The following is a 16,730-nucleotide window of genomic DNA, read 5'->3' as shown; positions in this document are numbered from 1 at the left end:
CAGCCCGCCCTGCGCCACCGCGCCGATGCGCATCCTGCTGTTGAGCACGGGCCTCAAGCTCGGCGGAGCCGAGCAGCAGGTAGCAGCCCTGGCGCGGCAGTTTGTCGCCATGGGGCACGCGGTCGCGGTCGTCAGCCTGACGCCCGGCCGCGACGTGACGCTGCCGGACGCGGCCACCCTGCTCCAGCTGAATATGCGCAAGACGCCCATGTCGATGGCGAGGGCGCTATGGCAGTTGCGCGCATTCGTGCGGAATTGGCGTCCGGAAATCATTCACGCCCATATGGTCCACGCCAACCTGCTTGCCCGTGCGCTTGCCGCGATTGCGGATACGCCGCCCGTCATCTGCACCGCGCATAGCGCGCGGGAGGGCGGCCGCCTGCGCATGCTGGCGTACCGGCTGACGGATCGCTGGGCCAGCCTGACCACCCACGTCAGCCCCCAAGGGCGGCAGGCCATGGTGGACGCAGGTGCCGTTCCCGCCGCGCGCATCACCGTCATGCCGAATGGCATCGATACCTTGCAGTTCCGCCCCGATCCTGCCGCGCGCAGGATCGCCCGGTCGGAACTGGGCCTGGCCGAGGACACGCGACTGCTCCTCAACATCGGCCGCCTCGTGCCGGAAAAGGCACAAACCCTCTTGATCGATGCCTTCGCCCGACTGAAAGCCGATACGGCGACGCCTGCCCGCCTGGCGATCGTCGGCGAAGGCCCCGAGCGCCCTGCCCTCGAGCAACGCATTCGCCAGCATCGGCTCGAAGGCAGTGTCACGCTCGCAGGCATGCGCCGCGACGTGGCGGCCCTGCTCAACGCGGCCGACCTGTTCGTTCTTTCCTCGGAAATCGAAGGCATGCCGCTGGCCGTGGGCGAGGCGCTGGCCTGCGCGTGCCCGGTGGTTTCCACCGACGCCGCCGGTGTGGCGGAGTTGCTTGGCGAGTGCGGCGAGATCGTGCCCAGGGGCAACGCCCCTGCCCTGGCCGCGGCCATGCGCAAGGCACTGGCGGCTGGCCAGGGCAGCGCCGCCGAACAGGCCGCCCGCCGCCAGCGCATCGTGTCTCGCTTCAGTCTCGAAGCGATCGCCGGCCGGTGGCTGGATTGCTATGCGAGCCTGGCCCGGAGGTCTCCCGCCACCCGTACGGAGCCTGCCTGATGCAACGCAGGGTCGCGCATAACCTGGTGTGGATGCTGGTCGAGCGGGGCCTGCAGATCGGCGCCGGCATCGGCATCGTGGCCATGCTGGCACGCGGGCTGGGGCCGGAGGGCTTCGCGCATATCCAGTATGCGCAGGCCGTGGTCTACATCGCCTCCTCGATCGCGCTGATCTGCGGCGGCGAAGTCGTCATTCCACGCCTTGTCGCCAACCAGGATCCGCTCGCGCAGCATCGCCTGCTGGCCCATGCGTTCCGGCTCAGGCTGGCGGCGGGCGTGCTTGGCTACCTGCTGATGTGCGCCTTCCTGGCGGTCACCGGGCAGACCGTCGAATTCTGGCTGCCGGCCTTGATCATCGGCGTGGCCGTGGTGCTGCGCGAGCCCTTCGGCATCGTCACGGCGTGGATGCAGGCCCATACGCGGACCCGGCCCAACACGCTGTTCAACCTTGCCTCGCTGACGGTGAAGGCAGCCGGTGTCGCATTGCTGTTTGCCCTGGGTGTCCACAATGTGCCCGCCTATGCGACAGCCTTCTCGCTGGAGCAGGTTGTGATGGCCGTCCTGCTGACAGGCTTCTATCTGGCGCGCGCACCACGCGCCCGCGTCTCGTACGACCCGGCGCTGGTCCGGGAACTATTCAGCAACGGAATGCTGTTCTGGGCCAGTTTCATGCTCATGATGGGCTCGCGCCGGATCGACCAGCTGCTGCTCAAGCCGCTCGTTTCCCTTGGCGAGCTGGGCGCCTATGCGGCGTCGATGCAGATCCTCGATAACTATGTCATGGTCGCCACCATCCTCGCGGCCGGCATCGCGCCGATCTATGTCTACGCGCAGCCCACGCTGGCCCAGGCGCGCCGCAACATCCTCAAGATTGCCGCCGGCATGATGGCCGTGGGCGTCGCGGGCGGCGCGCTGATCGCGCTGGGCGCGCCCTGGATCATCCACCTGCTCTATGGCTCGGCCTTCGCCTCGGCGGCCAGTCTGCTGCAGCTCGCCGCGCTGGCCTCGACGCTGGTCTTCGCCGATGTGGGACTGACCCTGCTGCCGATCTACCTGCGGCGCCCGCGCCTGGTTGCGATCAAATGGGGCCTGGTGTTCGCTGTCACGGTCCTCATCGACATTGTCGCCATTCCGCGTTTCGGCGTGTACGGCGCCATCCTGGGCTACGCCGTCGCCAACCTGCTCTCGGTACTGTTCGGCATCGTCATCTGGCTACGCAGCGCAAATGCGCAGCCCGCCGCGCAGGAGGCTCGAGCATGACGGCGGCATGGCCCCGGCTGTGTTTCCTGACAGGGACATTGAATGCGGTGGCGGGCGCGGAACGGATGACCGCCACCATGGCCAATGCACTCGCCGGGCAGGGGTATGCCGTCACGATCCTGAGTTTGTGGGACGCGGCAAGCTGCTTCCCGCTGCACCCTGCCGTCAGGCACGAGGCACTGTTCGCGAGCCGCCCATCGTTCAAGCGCGCCTATGCCGGCACCGTGGCCGGCATCCGCCGGCACCTCAGGGCAAACAGGACAGACGTGCTGGTGCAGGTGGACCCCATGCTCGCGTTCTTTGCCCTGCCTGCGGCGCTTGGCCTGGGCGTGCGGCACCTCGCCTGGGAACATTGCCACTTCGACGAAGACCTCGGCAAGCCGGCTCGCAGGCTTGCCCGCCGGCTGGCCGCACGCTTTTGCGAGGCCGTGGTGGTGCTGACCGAGCGGGACCGCCGCCGGTGGCTCGAAGCCCTGCGTCCCCGCAGCGCCGTGGTCTGCATCCCGAATCCCCTGCCCTTCGCGGTGCCGGCACAGGCCGCCCCCAGGACGGACAGGACAGTGCTCGCGGTCGGACGGCTTGTCGCCGCGAAGGGTTTCGACGTCCTGCTGCGCGCCTGGGCCGAGGTCGTCCCGCAGGCACCGGGCTGGCGGCTGACGATTGCAGGCGAGGGCGAAGAGCGCGCCACGCTGGAGGCATTGCGCGACGAACTTGGCCTGTCTGATAGCGTAACCCTACCCGGCATCTATGAAGATGTAACGATAGCTTACAAGCTGGCCTCTGTTTTCTGCCTCAGCTCCCGCTACGAAGGCTTTGGGCTGGTGCTGCTCGAAGCGATGGCGTTCGGCCTGCCGATCGTGTCGACCGACTGCGAGACCGGACCGCGGGAACTGCTCGAGCCGGGACGCGATGCGCTGATGGTGCCGGTTGACCAGCCAGCCGCGCTTGCCCAGGCGCTCGGGCGCCTGATCAGGCACCCCGGGGAGGCTGCCGCACTGGGCGAGGCGGCACGGGAAAAAGCCAGGACATACGCGCAAGAGCAGATCGTCGGGCAGTGGGAAACACTGATTGCCCGGGGCAAAAACCCAAGCGGCGAGCGGTGACGACACCGGGAACCTGGGTTGCCCTTATGACAAGCTTAAATAAGAGGAAACATTCCCCCCTGTTCCTGGCTTGCCCCACCTGTCTCGCCAAGGTATAAAAAAGCCCCGAATACCAAGCAGTTCGCCAGTGTGCCCACCAGAGGCATGCAACTGCCATCTCATGACAATGACACATCGGATCCTTGCACCGCATGTGAGCGCTAGCCCGCCGCACGCCCCCGCGCTGGATGAACAGCGGCCGCTGACAGTCTGGCTGACGGGCTTGAGCGGTGCGGGTAAGTCGACGCTGGCCGATGGAGCGCAGCGAAGCCTAAGCGAGCGGGGCATCCGTTCGCTGCGTATCGACGGCGACCAGTTACGCGCGGGACTTTGCCAGGACCTGCGGTTCTCGGCCGAGGATCGCCATGAAAATGTGCGTCGAGCAGCACAAGTGGCCAGGCTTCTCAACGACCAGGAGGCACTTGTACTCGTATCGATGATCTCGCCAAGCGGGTTCGACCGGCAGACCGCCCGGGAGATCGTGGGCGCGGGGCGCTTTATCGAGGTCTATGTGAGAGCCGATCTGGAGCAGTGCCGTGCACGCGATCCCAAGGGCCTCTACGCCCGCGTGGAGCGCGGCGAGATTGCCCAGTTCACCGGCATCAGCGCGCCTTATGAGCCACCGCAGGCTCCGGACCTGACGATTGATACCACCACGGCCAGCGAGGCAAGCTGCATCGACACGCTGGCCCGGCTAATCCTCGGGCGCTGCCTGGGAGACGACGCGACGCAACTGCCACTGGCCACGCCGGCGCTCTAGAAGGCGGTAGCCAATAATCACCGGATTGGCACAATGCGGCTCTTCCTGCACGCCAAATGCCTGTAGATAGGCAACGCTTCGCACGCCAGCGCGAGGTTCGCCCGCGAAGCATAGGTCGGAACGCCTCGTTCGCCGCAAATTGACCGGAACGCCGAAAACCGCAGCTTCCGGAATCGGCGGAATAGGCCATGGGCGTGTGACATAATTCCTCCCTTTGGCGGCATCCTGCGGGCTAGCCGATGTCGCGGCCCGGCCATATCCCCGATTTGCTCCCAGGAACAGGATCCGCAAGCATTCGAAGAAACTGAAAACCGGCCATCCTTGCGCATGCGTCTTCACCGATATGCCGGGCGTGAGCTTCACCGGCCCGTGCAGAGGCAGGCGGCATTGCCTCCCCTACACCGAAGACCACGATAAGAGCGCGATCGGGGCGTTGACCGAGCCATGAGAAAGCCACTCTGCGGCAAGCGGCCGGTACGCCTGATCGATAACAGCGGCGGCTACAGGTACGGCGTGATGGGGCCGACCCACCACGCCGTCAAGGACCATGGCATCCTGTTGCCCCTTCCCAAGATGATGGCCTTCCCGCCGGTATTCGATTTACCTTGATCAAGAAATGCAGCGACTCCAGGACATAAGACATCGGCTGATGCCGCCCCTTCTTGCAGCCTCCGTGTTGTGCATTTTCGCGGGCCTGTACCACTACTCGTCAGGGTTTCCTGCGTATTGGAAGACCAGGGTTTTCCTTGATTTTCTAGCCTGGATCGTGGCTTCCTCGGGTGTCGCGTGGCTGCTCCGGCAAAATGCGCGAACGCAAGCGCCCTATCTCTTTGCCTGTGCAGTATCCATTTATCTTTTCATCGGCGTCGGCCTGCCGGCAAGTCTTGCTGTCGCCTTGCTCTTTGCCTCGGCCTTCCTCTATGGACGTGCGTTGCTGCGCCTTGTCTTCCGGGAAGAATCCGGTGTGCCCAGCTGGTCTCAGTGCCTGTTCGCAGGTCTGCTCCTATTGCTTGCAGTTTTCGGGGTACTCATTCATTTCCCGGTCAACTACAGAGCGCTCTATCTTGCCATTCTTTCCGCCCCGGTCCTGAGCCTGCTTATCTCGGGAAAACTGCTCGATAACTGGCGCGGTTTTGCCAAGGGAGTGGCAACACGGACGAAGGAACTCGACAATATCCCGTACCGGTATTTCGTACTGGCGGTTATCCTTCTGGGAGCGGTCGCGCGGTACGCATTCTTTCCCACTGTCGGGTATGACGAAAATGCCCAGCATTTGAGGCTATGGACCGAGCTTGCGTATCGCCACATTTATTCGTTTGATGTTCTGACCCAGGTGTGGGAGGTGGCCCCGTTTGCCGTTGAACTTCTGCACGCCATCGCTTCCCTGACCGCTGGCGCGGATGTGCGCGGTGCGCTGAACCTTGCGTTCCTGCTTCTGCTTTTCACGCAAATCTGGGCGATTCTCGCCGCGTTCTCCTTGAGGCAGTACGACCGGCTGCTTATATTGCTTCTGTTTGCAAGCACGCCGATGCTTGGCAACCTGATCGGGACTTTGCAAACTGAGTTGTTTCTGGCGCTGATGGTGGCAAGCGGCACCAGGTTCGCACTCGAAGCCAAAGACGGCTGGCTCAGTAGCAGGATTCTTGCTGTCATAGCCATTGCCGCGATGTGCTCCGCAACCAAATTGCCTGGCGCGCTGATTGGAGTCCTACTGATGGCGGCTGCCGCCGCTCAGGTCTGGCTGTCCCGCGACGCGCGGGAGCCACGACAGCGGATCAGGAGCCGAGCCGCCCTATTGCTGTTCGTCTCCCTCGCGGTGCTGGTGGCGCTGAATTCTTACCTTACCGCCTGGAAGATTACTGGGAATCCATTTTTCCCGCTTTATAACGGCATATTCAAGTCCCCATACTTTGAGGCAAAGAACTTCTCCGACACGAGATGGATCAAAGGTTTCAGCCTGAAGACCTACTGGGAGGTGTTCTTCAGGACATCCGGATTCCTCGAATCAAAGGATTTCGTTGCCGGATTCCAGTATTTGTTCCTGCCATTTATCGCGCTGCTCGTGCTTGCCAGAACACACCGCGCGAAGATGATGATCGTGCTGATACCGCTCATCGGATTCGGCGCTGTGATGTTTTCCATGACCCAATACTGGCGTTATGTTTTCCCCGCGCTTCCGCTCGCCACCGTCTTGATCGGAACACTCCTGTGGCAGGAACCTGCCAACAGGGGACCGGCATTGCATCTGGTTATCGCGCAACGCGTGATTCTTATCTGCATAGCCATCAATCTCTTCTTTCTTCCGGGCATTTCGTGGGTCTTCGAAAGCGCGCCCCAACAGGCCTACACGGAACAGGGACGGCTTGCCATTACTGACAAGATCTCGCCAACAAAGTTGATCACCGCATATTTGAATGAAAGACACGATGGCGCCAGGGTACTGTTTCCCGCGTCCGCGCCGTTCGGTGCTGGCCTGCGGGGTAGTCCTATTTATGTCAACTGGTACGCCCCTGCACGCGAGACCCGCTTTGGCGCAATCAAGAGCCTTGAGGCTGCGGCGAGCTTCCTGAAAGACGAGCAAGTGGGATTTGTGGTTTGGAGCACGTCGGACCGGTACACCCCCGAGAATCCGGAATGGTTCCTGCGCGAATATCTTAGCCGTGCCGGTTACCCCGAATTGCAGGCGAGTGGCTATATTCTGTACCGTGTCGTTGGCCACGACCTGGACTATCGCGAGATTTTCAACCTCCGGAAGCAGGTTTCGGACAATGCGGTGATGGTGGGAAACGACCCTCCCGGGACGCTGGCGACGGTCCCTACCAACGGTGCGACCATTATCCGGTATCACGCGAGCCTCGTTTGCCGGTCGCCGGCAGGGCGCTTTGTGGCTCAGATAAACTGGAATAATGGAACATCCTATTACCGTCTCATTCCTTGCGGCGAGATGCCCTCCGATTTCTCGGAGTCGTTGCCCGTACCCAGCGGCGCATCTCGCGCGGAAATCCGTATTGCAAGACAGGACACACCTGAAATCTCGCTGACTAACTTTACGCTAGAGACAAACTGAAATGAGTCTGACGCACGTGGAGCAGGCTGTTGCCGTGGTCATACCTTGCTACAAGGTGAAACAGCATATCCTGGATCTTATCCGGAGAATCGGGCCGGAATGTTCCAGGATATATGCCGTTGATGACTGCTGCCCCGAGGGCAGCGGGGACTTTGTCAGGAACAATTGCCAAGACCCTCGCGTGGTGGTCCTGCTGAACGACGTGAACCTGGGCGTCGGGGGTGCCGTCATGACTGGCTACCGAGCGGCAATCGCAGACGGAATGGATATTATCGTAAAGGTCGACGGCGACGGTCAGATGGATCCCTCGCTGATCCCGGATTTCGTAGCCCCGATATTGGCCGGCGAAGCCGACTACACTAAAGGAAATCGTTTTTTCAACCTGGAGGAGATTAGTGCAATGCCCAAGGCCCGGCTCTTTGGCAACGCTGCGCTCTCCTTCATGACCAAGCTTTCCTCTGGCTACTGGGATTTGTTTGACCCGACGAACGGTTATACTGCAATTCATCGCGAAGTGGCGCAGAGACTGCCCTTCGGCAAGATCAGTCGCCGATATTTTTTCGAGACGGACATGCTGTTTCGCCTCAATACATTGCGAGCCGTGGTAGTCGATATACCAATGGATGCGATCTATGGCGAGGAAGTCAGCAATCTGAAAATCAGCAATATCATCGGCGAGTTCCTCGTCAAGCATGCACGGAATTTTGCGAAGCGCATTTTCTACAACTACTACCTGCGCGACATGTCACTCGCTTCCATTGAATTGCCGATCGGGATCGCAATGATGCTGTCCGGCTTCATTTTTGGGAGTTATCACTGGATGGTTTCCGGCGAGAGGGGCTCGCCTACACCTGCGGGCACCGTGATGCTCGCGGCCATCCCCCTCCTGATCGGATTGCAATTCGTCCTTGCCTTTATTGCGCATGACATATCGTCCGTCCCACGGCGGGCAATCCACAAGCGCGCCGTCCGCAGCCGGAAGGGGCTGGCAAGAGAATGATCAACCGCCAGTTCATTATCTTCGTCGGCGTAGGTATTCTTTCCGCCGCGATCGACATAGCCGCGATGCAAACCCTGATCCATTGGGGGATACAGTATGGAGCCGCTGTCTCCGCAGGCTTTGGGATCGGGCTGGTATTCAACTATGCGTGTCACGCCCGCATCACTTTCAGGGCGCGCAGTTCGATAAGGACGGCCTTCAGGTTCGGCATTGTCGTGCTATCGAACTATTTTATTACACTAGCTTTCGTCGTTATCTCTCAGCATCTTTTCGGCAGTGTGATGATAGGGAAAATCGCATCGCTACCTGTCGTTGCGGCCAACGGCTTTATTTTAAGCAGGCACTGGGTATTCAGATGATCACTTTTTCGCCAGTCGGTGTCGAGCAGGATAGGCTGCAGCGCTATCAGGAGCTTTTTCTAAAGTGTTTTCCTGCCTCGACGAAATTTGGTGCGGCCTTCTTGAGGTGGTTATACAAGGACAATCCCGATGGCAAGGTGATCGGGTTCGATGCCTTTGATGGAGATCGGTTGGCGGCCCACTACGTCTGCATTCCGGCAACGGTTCGGGTAGGTGGCGCGCCAGTCAGGGCGCTGCTGTCGTTGAATACGGCGACACACCCGGACTACCAAGGACAGGGCCTTTTCACCAAGCTCGCGGAAATGACGTACCGGACTGGGGCCGAGCTCGGTTTTCATTGCGTGTACGGGGTGGCCAATGCCAATAGCACGCCTGGCTTCGTGCGCAAGCTGGGTTTCCAGCTTGTGCAACCGCTGGATGCCATGGTCGGGATCGGGCGACTCGGCATCGATTTTTCCCAAGTGTCGCGTGACGCTCAATTTGAACGAATCTGGACACCGGAATCCCTCAAATGGCGATGCTCCAATCCTGTCAATCCTGTCCATGGCTTTGATCTGGCGGACCGACTCGGACTATACGCCCAGGCTTCCGGCCGACTGCTGTCGGCCTACACAGAATTGCCTTTTCCGGCCGATCCTTGCATAGCGGGGCATGGCGGGCCTCGCTCGCCGCTACGCCTATATTTGGGACTTGTACCCGGCGCTTCCCGCCGATTCTCGACGTATGCTCATATCCCGCAACGTCTGCGCCCATCGCCCCTCAACATGATATATCGCCCGCTAGACACACAGGGAACGACGCTGGATAGAAATCATATTCATTTTACCTTTCTAGACTTTGATGCCTATTGAAAAGTACAAGGTGAGGCCGGTTTCAGTATTCCTGTTCGCCCATCAGGACGATGAATTCGGCGTCTACCAGCAGATTCTCACAGAACAACGGTTGGGGCGGCGCATCGTCTGTGCATACTTTACTAGCGGCGTACCGCATGGAGCCGACCCGGCGCGCCGTAACCAGGAGTCGCTGGCCGTACTAAGCCGTCTGGGAGTACAACCGCAGGACGTGGTTTTTGCCGGCGCACAGCTCGATATAGCCGATGGCAAGCTGGTCGATTCGCTGCAGCCGGCATTCGTCTGGACCAAAGCGTGGCTGTCGTCGTTTTCATCCATTGGTGCCGTGTTCGTCCCGGCTTGGGAAGGGGGCCATCCCGACCATGACGGCCTGCATGCCTTTGCCGTTCAGCTTTGCACGGAACTGGGACTGGCCGCCTGCGTCAGGCAATTTCCACTTTACAATGCGCTGCGTTGCCCTCGGCCACTCTTCCGCATCCTGAATCCATTGAGCGAGAATGGCCCGGTCAGCACTACACGGATTCGCTGGCGGCAGCGCATCCGATTCCTGGGATATGCACTCAGCTATCCCTCCCAGCGAGGCAGCTGGATCGGATTATTTCCCTTTCTCCTCTTGCATTACATATTCTCCGGAACGCAAGCCGTACAGGCAATCAGCCGGCAGCGTATCCTTGAGCGCCCCCACGACGGTTTGCTGTATTACGAGCAACGCCGTTTTTCAACCTGGACTTCTCTCAGCTCGAAGATACTGGCTTGGCTTGCAAGTAGGCCGCCAGAAACGGGGACTTAGCCGCGGCTGGTGAAGGGCAGATCGACAACCGTCGTGCTACACTCGCCACGGTTCATAGGGTACGGGTAAACGCGTCCTTTCTGCCGGCAACGAGGTGCAATCAGCATCACCCCGAAGCGCGACGACAGATTTGGAATCCCTTTCCCTGCGCTCCGCCGTCTGCCCTCGACTGTGCAGAAACCGCGCGCCCGGAGACAGCAGACACCCCGAACGCCCGCGCGTACGCGGCGCCACAAAACTGACTGCGTATGGCACACCTTTTCCGCCCTTGAATGCGGCCAGTTTCCATCCGCACGATGATTGGGATATTTGTCGGCTGCGGTACATATACGGTCCCTCTCCAAGAGCGCGTGACTACGCGTGTTCTCCGCACGCTGTTAAAGAAAGCCGATGAGCACTTCAATCAAGAAGACAGTACTGTATTTGATTCTGATTCAAGGGGGTAACTACCTCTTTCCGCTGCTGTTGCTGCCATATCTCGGCGGCGTGCTAGGGGTCAAGGAGTTCGGCGTGCTCGCCTATTGCCAGGCTATCATGCAATATCTGACCCTGCTGACCGACTATGGCTACAACCTGACGGCAACCCGGCTTGTATCCTTGCATCGGGACGACCCGCGCATGCTCAGCGAGGTGTTCTCTTGCACGATGGCAGGCCGGTTCGCGCTCATGCTCGGCGCACTCCTGCTTCTCATAGCCGGTATCGCCTTCGTTCCCGATATCACATCGCACTGGGCGGTTTTCGCCGCGGCCAGCCTGGGCCTGATTGCCAACGCGCTGACACCCTTGTGGCTGTTCCAGGGACTCGAGCGAATGAAATCGCTCGTTCTCCCTACCTTCGTTTCGAAGGCGGCAAGCGTACTTTGCGTGGTCCTCCTGGTGAAGGGCAATGGCGATGCGGCATTCGCGGCGCTCGGCATCAGTCTTGGCAATGTGGTGCTCGCCGCGGCGGCTCTGTTGATCGTGGCCAGAAAGAAGCTGGCGTCATTCGTGGCGGTACGGATGCGGGCCATTTACGACACCCTCACCGATGGCTTCCCGGTGTTCCTGTCAGTCGTGATGGTGAGCTTCTATGTAAACTTCAATTCAATCCTGCTGAATTATTTCTATGGTCCGGTGGCCGTCGGCCAGTTCGCAATGGCTGACAAGATCCGCCTGGCGGCGCAAGCGGTCTTCGTGGTCATCGGACAAGCGTTCTATCCTCGCATCAGCCAATACAACGCCATTGATCCAACCGCGGCACGGAAGCTTCTGCGCGTTGCGATGCTTGCGATCTTCGGCTCCGCGGTTGTCATGTTCGCCGTGATTCTGCTAGGTGCGAACTGGGCTGTCACGTTCTGGCTGGGTGAGCAATTCCACTCATCGATCGCGCTCCTGAAGTTGGAGGCAGTGCTCTTGCCCATCATCGGTGTCGCACTTGTCTTTGGCAATCTTGGCTTGATGGCCATGGGCAAGACCCGGCTGCTGAAGAATGTGTACATCGCCGCGACGTGCCTCCACTTGATTTATGTCGTGCCGCTCACCCGCTATCTGGGTGCGCAGGGCACCATCCTTTCAGTCATACTGACCGAGTTGTTCGGGGCTGCCGCATTCGCATGGTTCTATTTTCGCGAGAGCAGGCCAGCCATCGACGAACAGGCGAAGCAGGATGCGCCAGCCTGACCGGTCCTGATCGCATACCTGAATGGGAGTTTGCCAGGCGCCTCCCGCTACACGGGCATGGGAAAACGGCGACTCCCATGCTGCCCGGAGCGCAGCAAGGACGATTCGTGTCGATGTTCCACGGCGTGAAGGCCAATGTGGAGCAGCCTCGGCGAGGTGCTCCACATGCGCCCTTGACGCCCGGGATCAGGCAGATCGCGTCATCCTGATCCGCTCGTCAATCGAACGTATCGGCCTCATCCAATAGTTTCCCCGCCGCATCCTTTGCGGCAAGCGTCGGTTCTGCGTCGATCGGCCACTGCACCGCTACGGTGGGATCGTTCCAGACCAGGCTACGCTCATGCTCCGGATACCAGTAGTCAGTGGTCTTATATAGAACTTCCGCGACATCGCTCATGGCAACGAAACCATGCGCAAAACCCGGAGGTACCCAGAGTTGCCGTTTGTTCTCCTCCGAAAGCACCACGCCTGCCCACTTGCCGAAGTTCGGAGAACTACGGCGCAGGTCGACCGCCACATCAAACACTTCACCACGCGAAACCCGTACCAGTTTTCCTTGGGGATGCTGGATTTGATAGTGCAAGCCGCGCAGCACGCCCTTGGCGGAGCGGCTGTGGTTATCCTGCACAAATGGCGTGTCGACGCCCGTGACCTCCTGGAAATCTCTCTGGTTGAAGCTCTCGAAGAAAAAGCCCCTGTCATCGCCAAAGACCCTTGGCTCCAGAATCAGGACTTCCGGCAACGCTGTCGGTGTCGCTAAAAAAGGCATCTCCGTCCTCTCTAGTTCAATAGGCCAAGCAGGTACTTGCCATATCCATTCTTGGCAAGGGGCGCGGCCAGCGCCTGCACCTTGGCCGCGTCGATCCAGCCTTGCCCGTAAGCGATCTCTTCCGGACAGGCAACCATCAGGCCTTGCCGCTTCTGCAGCGTAGCGATGAAGCTCGCGGCATCCAGAAGGCTGTCGTGGGTACCGGTATCGAGCCAGGCGTAACCCCGCCCCATGATCTCGACGTTAAGCTCGCCTTGTTCCAGATAGCGGCGATTCACATCCGTGATTTCCAGCTCTCCCCGAGCCGAGGGCTTGATCTCGGCAGCAATATCGCAGACCTGCCGATCATAGAAATACAGGCCTGTCACCGCATAGTTGCTCTTGGGCTGCAGCGGCTTTTCCTCGATGCTGATAGCGGCCTGGTTGCCATCGAACTCCACCACGCCATAGCGCTCGGGATCATGCACATGATAAGCAAACACCGTGGCCCCGCTCTGACGGGAATCGGCATTTCTCAGAATTTTCGGCAGATCGTGCCCGTGGAATACGTTATCCCCCAGAACCAGGGCACAGGAATCGCCATTCAGAAAATCCCGGCCGATAATGAACGCCTGCGCCAGTCCGTCCGGTGAGGGCTGTACCGCGTAGCTGATGTTCATGCCCCATTGATGGCCGTCCCCAAGCAACTCAGCGAAACGCGGCGTATCGTGCTGCGTGGAAATCACCAGGACTTCCCGTATTCCCGCCAGCATCAGCGTACTGAGCGGGTAGTAGATCATCGGCTTGTCATAAACCGGCATCAATTGCTTCGAAACCGCCTGTGTAACCGGATAGAGCCGAGTCCCCGCCCCACCCGCGAGAATAATACCTTTGCGTGCTGTCATATATTTTTCCTCGGATCGATTCATCACTGATTCCTCGATCATATCCAAAAAGCGCTCAAAACCCTGCTTTCACAGGGGCCGCTTCGGATAACACAACCATAGCCTCCGCACTCAATTCCCTAAATAGGCAACCGCCTCTCGCAGAGACTTGATGACTGCAGTGGCCCCGTTCGGTGCCTGCTCGTAACTCTTGCCCAGCGGGGGGATAAACAGCAAGTTACGAGCGACACCCGCCGCGATACCGGCTGCAATATCCGTTACCTTGTCTCCGACAAGCACCGATCCGGCAAGATCCACTTCAAAATCCTTGGTCGCCTGCACAAGCATTCCTGGCTTAGGCTTGCGGCAATCGCTGTCCCTCTTGTACTGGCCCACGCCATGCTCGGGGTGATACGGGCTGTAGTAGACCGCATCGACCTCCGCGCCGGCAGCCTTGAAGGCATCCTTCATCCACTCGGTCAGGATCTGGAAGTCTTCTTCGGTGTAATATCCACGCCCAATGCCGGCCTGGTTGGTAATAATAAAAATCCAATAACCAAGCTGCTTTGCGGCCCGACAGAGATCAAAAATCCCATCCAGGAACTCGAAATCGGCCGGAGTCGACACATATCCATGGTCAACATTCACGACGCCATCGCGATCAAGAAACAGTGCTGGCCGTCCCATCATTCCCCAATGCCCGCCAATTCGCCCTGGGCACGCGCGTAATCCTCGGGCACGCCGATGTCGATGAAATACCCCCGGGTTACGAAAACATTGAATTGCTGCTCTTTGACGGCATCCGCCAAATACCCGGTTTCAAACGAAAATGTCCGCCCCAATTCAAACTGATCCAGAATTCCACGCGGCAAGACATAGCATCCGGCGTTGATCAGGCCAGGGCCAGACATTCCCTTCTCCGCGAAACCGAGTACACGGCCGCTCAGGGTATCGAGGCGGCCATATCGCTTTGTGTCGGGCACCTCACGAGCCACGATGATCGGAGCGCGATGGCGACTCCAGTCCAGTTCGACGTCGCCGACCTCCAAATCCAGAAAGGTGTCGCCGTTGAAGACAAAGACATGCTCGCTCTTGCAACGGTTCAGGGCAGCCCGCATGGCTCCGCCCGTACCCAAGGGAACATTCTCGACCTCATAAACCAGTTCCATGCTCCCGAAACTGCTGCCAAAATGTCCCATCACCTTGTCCGCCAGGTAGCCGAGCGACAGCACCACCCGCGTGAAACCTTTGCGCGCCAGAGTTGCCAGGAGAATCTCCAGGAAGGGCCGACCCGCGACGGGAGCCATGACCTTGGGCACATCCGCCACCACTTCGCGGAGGCGAGTACCGAGGCCACCAGCCAGAATGATAGCCTCCATCAAGCGGCCTCCCCGAAGATCTCATTCTCTATGATTCCGCAAAGAGTATGGCCCAGCACCAAATGCCCCTCCTGGATCTTGGGCGTATTTCCCGAGGGAACTGCCAGCAGATAATCGCAAAGTTCCGTCATGGGGCCACCGCGATTACCGGTCAGGCCAATCGTAGCGATGCCGGATTGGCGTGCCATCTCGAAGGCTTTGAGAATATTTGGCGATTTACCCGATGTCGAATAGCCGATCAGCACATCGCCCGGCTTGCCTTGTGCCTGAACCTGGCGTTCAAACAGTTTCTCGAAGCCGTAGTCATTGCCGATTGCAGTCATGATCGAGGAATCGGTCGTCAAGGCGACTGCCGGAAGCCCGGGCCGGTCGAATGCAAAGCGACTCACAAGTTCCCCTGCAATATGCTGGGCATCTGCGGCACTGCCGCCATTGCCCGCCAGAAGAATCTTGCCACCGGCTTTCAGCGATTTCACGCAAGCCAGAGCGGCCGCCTCGACAACTGCCAACAACGCCCGGTCACCGAGCATCTCGCCCATGATGCGCTGTGTTTCCTTGACCTGCTCAACGATGTAGGTGTTGTTCATGCAATGCTCCATGCTTGGGTGCCGTGCTTGGTAAAATGCGCGTTACTAACCTGGCCTTCATAATTATTCAATGTGCGAATCACTTCCATGCGCCGGTCGGGCGGCACAAAGAACATCATGAATCCCCCACCCCCAGCACCAGAGACCTTACCTGCCGACGCGCCGGCTGAAATAGCGGCATCATAGATCTCGTCGATATGCGGATTGGAGACGGTCCGCGCGCTTTTCTTCTTGTTCTCCCACCCTTGCCGCATGGAATCGACAATCCCGGCAAAATCGCCTTTAAGCAGGCACTCCTTCATCACGAAGGCCTCATGCTTGATGTTATGAAATGTCTCCATAGCATCCTGCTTTCCGGACTGCATATTATCACTTTGATCTGCGATTATCTTGGCCGATTCCCGTGACACGCCGGTGTAGAATAACACCAGTGACGCTTCCAGTTCGCTGATAATCCAGCTCTTGATGCGAAGCGGACTGATAAGCGCCCGTTCTTCCGCGTAAAACTCCATGAAGTTGAAGCCGCCGAAAGTGGCCGAGTATTGGTCTTGCCGCCCGCCCTTCAAGCCACAATCGATGCGCTCGATCTTGAAAGCCATGCGCGCAATGGTGTAGTCATCCAGCGGAAGCCTGAGAAGCTCGGCAAACGCCTTGATCATTGTCACGACCAGAGTCGAGGAAGAGCCGAGCCCCGAACCCGCCGGCGCATCGCAGAAAGTCGTCAACTCGAGCGCCATCGGCACCGAATTATTATAGACCTGCATGATTTCGCGATATACCGCGGCGTGCAGCGCCAGCTTTGAGCCGGTCGACAGAACATCATCGACGCTGTGTTCCGAAACAAGCACCTGGTCGGATGCAACAAATCGGACAATCGGCTCGTCAAGTATCTTTATTACTGCATACGCATATCTATCGATAGTCGCATTCAAAACTGCCCCAGTGTGGATGTCGCAATACGGCGACACGTCGGTACCACCACCGGCAAGACCAAGGCGAAGGGGTGCGCGAGCTCGAATAATCATATAATAATCACCTGAAATACACTCATCCAGACGGGGGGGCACCCCAAAATCATCAACTCAATGCCCTGAA

At 59.4% G+C, this 16,730-nt stretch carries 17 protein-coding genes; 11 read left to right on the top strand and 6 right to left on the bottom strand.

Going from position 1 to position 16,730, the window contains the following annotated elements; genetic code table 11:
* Positions 1-25: 25 nt before the first annotated feature.
* From P3W85_RS34800 to P3W85_RS34750, 11 genes are all read left to right on the top strand, one after another.
* Positions 26-1,150, top strand: a complete 1,125-nt coding sequence (locus P3W85_RS34800) for a glycosyltransferase (RefSeq protein ID WP_276268140.1) — start codon at positions 26-28, stop codon at positions 1,148-1,150.
* Positions 1,150-2,409 (top strand): lipopolysaccharide biosynthesis protein, encoded by a 1,260-nt coding sequence (locus tag P3W85_RS34795; protein ID WP_017230052.1) that lies wholly within the window; start codon positions 1,150-1,152, stop codon positions 2,407-2,409. Before P3W85_RS34800 ends, P3W85_RS34795 begins: the two co-directional genes overlap by 1 nt.
* A complete protein-coding gene (locus P3W85_RS34790) occupies positions 2,406-3,512 on the top strand; it encodes a glycosyltransferase family 4 protein (protein WP_276268101.1) in 1,107 nt (368 codons plus the stop codon). Before P3W85_RS34795 ends, P3W85_RS34790 begins: the two co-directional genes overlap by 4 nt.
* 160 nt (positions 3,513-3,672) lie before the next feature.
* Positions 3,673-4,311, top strand: a complete 639-nt coding sequence (cysC, locus tag P3W85_RS34785) for an adenylyl-sulfate kinase (protein WP_276268100.1) — start codon at positions 3,673-3,675, stop codon at positions 4,309-4,311.
* A gap of 444 nt (positions 4,312-4,755) precedes the next feature.
* Positions 4,756-4,920, top strand: a complete 165-nt coding sequence (locus tag P3W85_RS34780; RefSeq protein ID WP_276268099.1) for a hypothetical protein — start codon at positions 4,756-4,758, stop codon at positions 4,918-4,920.
* 40 nt (positions 4,921-4,960) lie between these two features.
* Positions 4,961-7,378: a hypothetical protein gene (locus P3W85_RS34775; protein WP_276268098.1), complete on the top strand. Its 2,418-nt coding sequence runs from the start codon at positions 4,961-4,963 to the stop codon at positions 7,376-7,378.
* A gap of 1 nt (position 7,379) precedes the next feature.
* Entirely contained in the window at positions 7,380-8,378 is a 999-nt protein-coding gene (locus tag P3W85_RS34770) for a glycosyltransferase family 2 protein (protein ID WP_276268097.1), read from the top strand.
* Entirely contained in the window at positions 8,375-8,737 is a 363-nt protein-coding gene (locus P3W85_RS34765) for a GtrA family protein (protein ID WP_276268096.1), read from the top strand. The genes P3W85_RS34770 and P3W85_RS34765 overlap by 4 nt, the downstream gene beginning before the upstream one ends.
* The gene (locus P3W85_RS34760; protein WP_276268095.1) at positions 8,734-9,588 is read left to right on the top strand and encodes a GNAT family N-acetyltransferase; all 855 of its coding nucleotides are present in this window, start codon (positions 8,734-8,736) and stop codon (positions 9,586-9,588) included. The genes P3W85_RS34765 and P3W85_RS34760 overlap by 4 nt, the downstream gene beginning before the upstream one ends.
* Positions 9,578-10,378, top strand: a complete 801-nt coding sequence (locus P3W85_RS34755; protein WP_276268094.1) for a PIG-L deacetylase family protein — start codon at positions 9,578-9,580, stop codon at positions 10,376-10,378. Before P3W85_RS34760 ends, P3W85_RS34755 begins: the two co-directional genes overlap by 11 nt.
* A 390-nt stretch (positions 10,379-10,768) precedes the next feature.
* Entirely contained in the window at positions 10,769-12,037 is a 1,269-nt protein-coding gene (locus P3W85_RS34750; protein WP_276268093.1) for an oligosaccharide flippase family protein, read from the top strand.
* Positions 12,038-12,254: 217 nt separating this feature from the next.
* Here P3W85_RS34750 and rfbC read toward each other — a convergent pair whose 3' ends face one another.
* The 6 genes from rfbC to P3W85_RS34720 form a co-directional block, all read right to left on the bottom strand.
* Positions 12,255-12,806 (bottom strand): dTDP-4-dehydrorhamnose 3,5-epimerase, encoded by a 552-nt coding sequence (gene rfbC, locus P3W85_RS34745; RefSeq protein ID WP_276268092.1) that lies wholly within the window; start codon positions 12,804-12,806, stop codon positions 12,255-12,257.
* An 11-nt stretch (positions 12,807-12,817) separates the two neighbouring features.
* Positions 12,818-13,690: a glucose-1-phosphate thymidylyltransferase RfbA gene (rfbA, locus tag P3W85_RS34740; RefSeq protein WP_035816487.1), complete on the bottom strand. Its 873-nt coding sequence runs from the start codon at positions 13,688-13,690 to the stop codon at positions 12,818-12,820.
* Positions 13,691-13,801: 111 nt separating this feature from the next.
* Positions 13,802-14,359: a D-glycero-beta-D-manno-heptose 1,7-bisphosphate 7-phosphatase gene (gene gmhB / locus P3W85_RS34735; protein ID WP_276268090.1), complete on the bottom strand. Its 558-nt coding sequence runs from the start codon at positions 14,357-14,359 to the stop codon at positions 13,802-13,804.
* Positions 14,356-15,048: a nucleotidyltransferase family protein gene (locus P3W85_RS34730; protein WP_017230040.1), complete on the bottom strand. Its 693-nt coding sequence runs from the start codon at positions 15,046-15,048 to the stop codon at positions 14,356-14,358. The genes gmhB and P3W85_RS34730 overlap by 4 nt, the downstream gene beginning before the upstream one ends.
* On the bottom strand, positions 15,048-15,635 hold the full coding sequence (locus P3W85_RS34725; protein WP_017230039.1) for a D-sedoheptulose 7-phosphate isomerase: 588 nt from the start codon (positions 15,633-15,635) through the stop codon (positions 15,048-15,050). The genes P3W85_RS34730 and P3W85_RS34725 overlap by 1 nt, the downstream gene beginning before the upstream one ends.
* Positions 15,632-16,660: a dehydrogenase gene (locus P3W85_RS34720; protein WP_035816483.1), complete on the bottom strand. Its 1,029-nt coding sequence runs from the start codon at positions 16,658-16,660 to the stop codon at positions 15,632-15,634. Before P3W85_RS34720 ends, P3W85_RS34725 begins: the two co-directional genes overlap by 4 nt.
* Positions 16,661-16,730: the final 70 nt, after the last annotated feature.

The sequence above is a fragment of the Cupriavidus basilensis genome, from assembly GCF_029335485.1.
In the GTDB taxonomy this organism is placed as follows: domain Bacteria; phylum Pseudomonadota; class Gammaproteobacteria; order Burkholderiales; family Burkholderiaceae; genus Cupriavidus; species Cupriavidus basilensis_E.
Note: the sequence above shows the minus strand (reverse complement) of the source record. Positions and strands in the feature narration are given on the sequence as shown.

Coding starts and splice junctions, on each gene's coding strand:
- P3W85_RS34780 (WP_276268099.1), top strand. CDS start 4,756: ATGAGAAAGCCACTCTGCGGCAAGCGGCCGGTACGCCTGATCGATAAC.
- P3W85_RS34760 (WP_276268095.1), top strand. CDS start 8,734: ATGATCACTTTTTCGCCAGTCGGTGTCGAGCAGGATAGGCTGCAGCGC.
- P3W85_RS34755 (WP_276268094.1), top strand. CDS start 9,578: ATGCCTATTGAAAAGTACAAGGTGAGGCCGGTTTCAGTATTCCTGTTC.
- P3W85_RS34750 (WP_276268093.1), top strand. CDS start 10,769: ATGAGCACTTCAATCAAGAAGACAGTACTGTATTTGATTCTGATTCAA.
- P3W85_RS34725 (WP_017230039.1), bottom strand. CDS start 15,635: ATGAACAACACCTACATCGTTGAGCAGGTCAAGGAAACACAGCGCATC.
- rfbA (WP_035816487.1), bottom strand. CDS start 13,690: ATGACAGCACGCAAAGGTATTATTCTCGCGGGTGGGGCGGGGACTCGG.
- P3W85_RS34770 (WP_276268097.1), top strand. CDS start 7,380: ATGAGTCTGACGCACGTGGAGCAGGCTGTTGCCGTGGTCATACCTTGC.
- P3W85_RS34800 (WP_276268140.1), top strand. CDS start 26: ATGCGCATCCTGCTGTTGAGCACGGGCCTCAAGCTCGGCGGAGCCGAG.
- gmhB (WP_276268090.1), bottom strand. CDS start 14,359: ATGATGGGACGGCCAGCACTGTTTCTTGATCGCGATGGCGTCGTGAAT.
- P3W85_RS34775 (WP_276268098.1), top strand. CDS start 4,961: ATGCCGCCCCTTCTTGCAGCCTCCGTGTTGTGCATTTTCGCGGGCCTG.
- P3W85_RS34730 (WP_017230040.1), bottom strand. CDS start 15,048: ATGGAGGCTATCATTCTGGCTGGTGGCCTCGGTACTCGCCTCCGCGAA.
- P3W85_RS34765 (WP_276268096.1), top strand. CDS start 8,375: ATGATCAACCGCCAGTTCATTATCTTCGTCGGCGTAGGTATTCTTTCC.
- cysC (WP_276268100.1), top strand. CDS start 3,673: ATGACAATGACACATCGGATCCTTGCACCGCATGTGAGCGCTAGCCCG.
- P3W85_RS34720 (WP_035816483.1), bottom strand. CDS start 16,660: ATGATTATTCGAGCTCGCGCACCCCTTCGCCTTGGTCTTGCCGGTGGT.
- rfbC (WP_276268092.1), bottom strand. CDS start 12,806: ATGCCTTTTTTAGCGACACCGACAGCGTTGCCGGAAGTCCTGATTCTG.
- P3W85_RS34790 (WP_276268101.1), top strand. CDS start 2,406: ATGACGGCGGCATGGCCCCGGCTGTGTTTCCTGACAGGGACATTGAAT.
- P3W85_RS34795 (WP_017230052.1), top strand. CDS start 1,150: ATGCAACGCAGGGTCGCGCATAACCTGGTGTGGATGCTGGTCGAGCGG.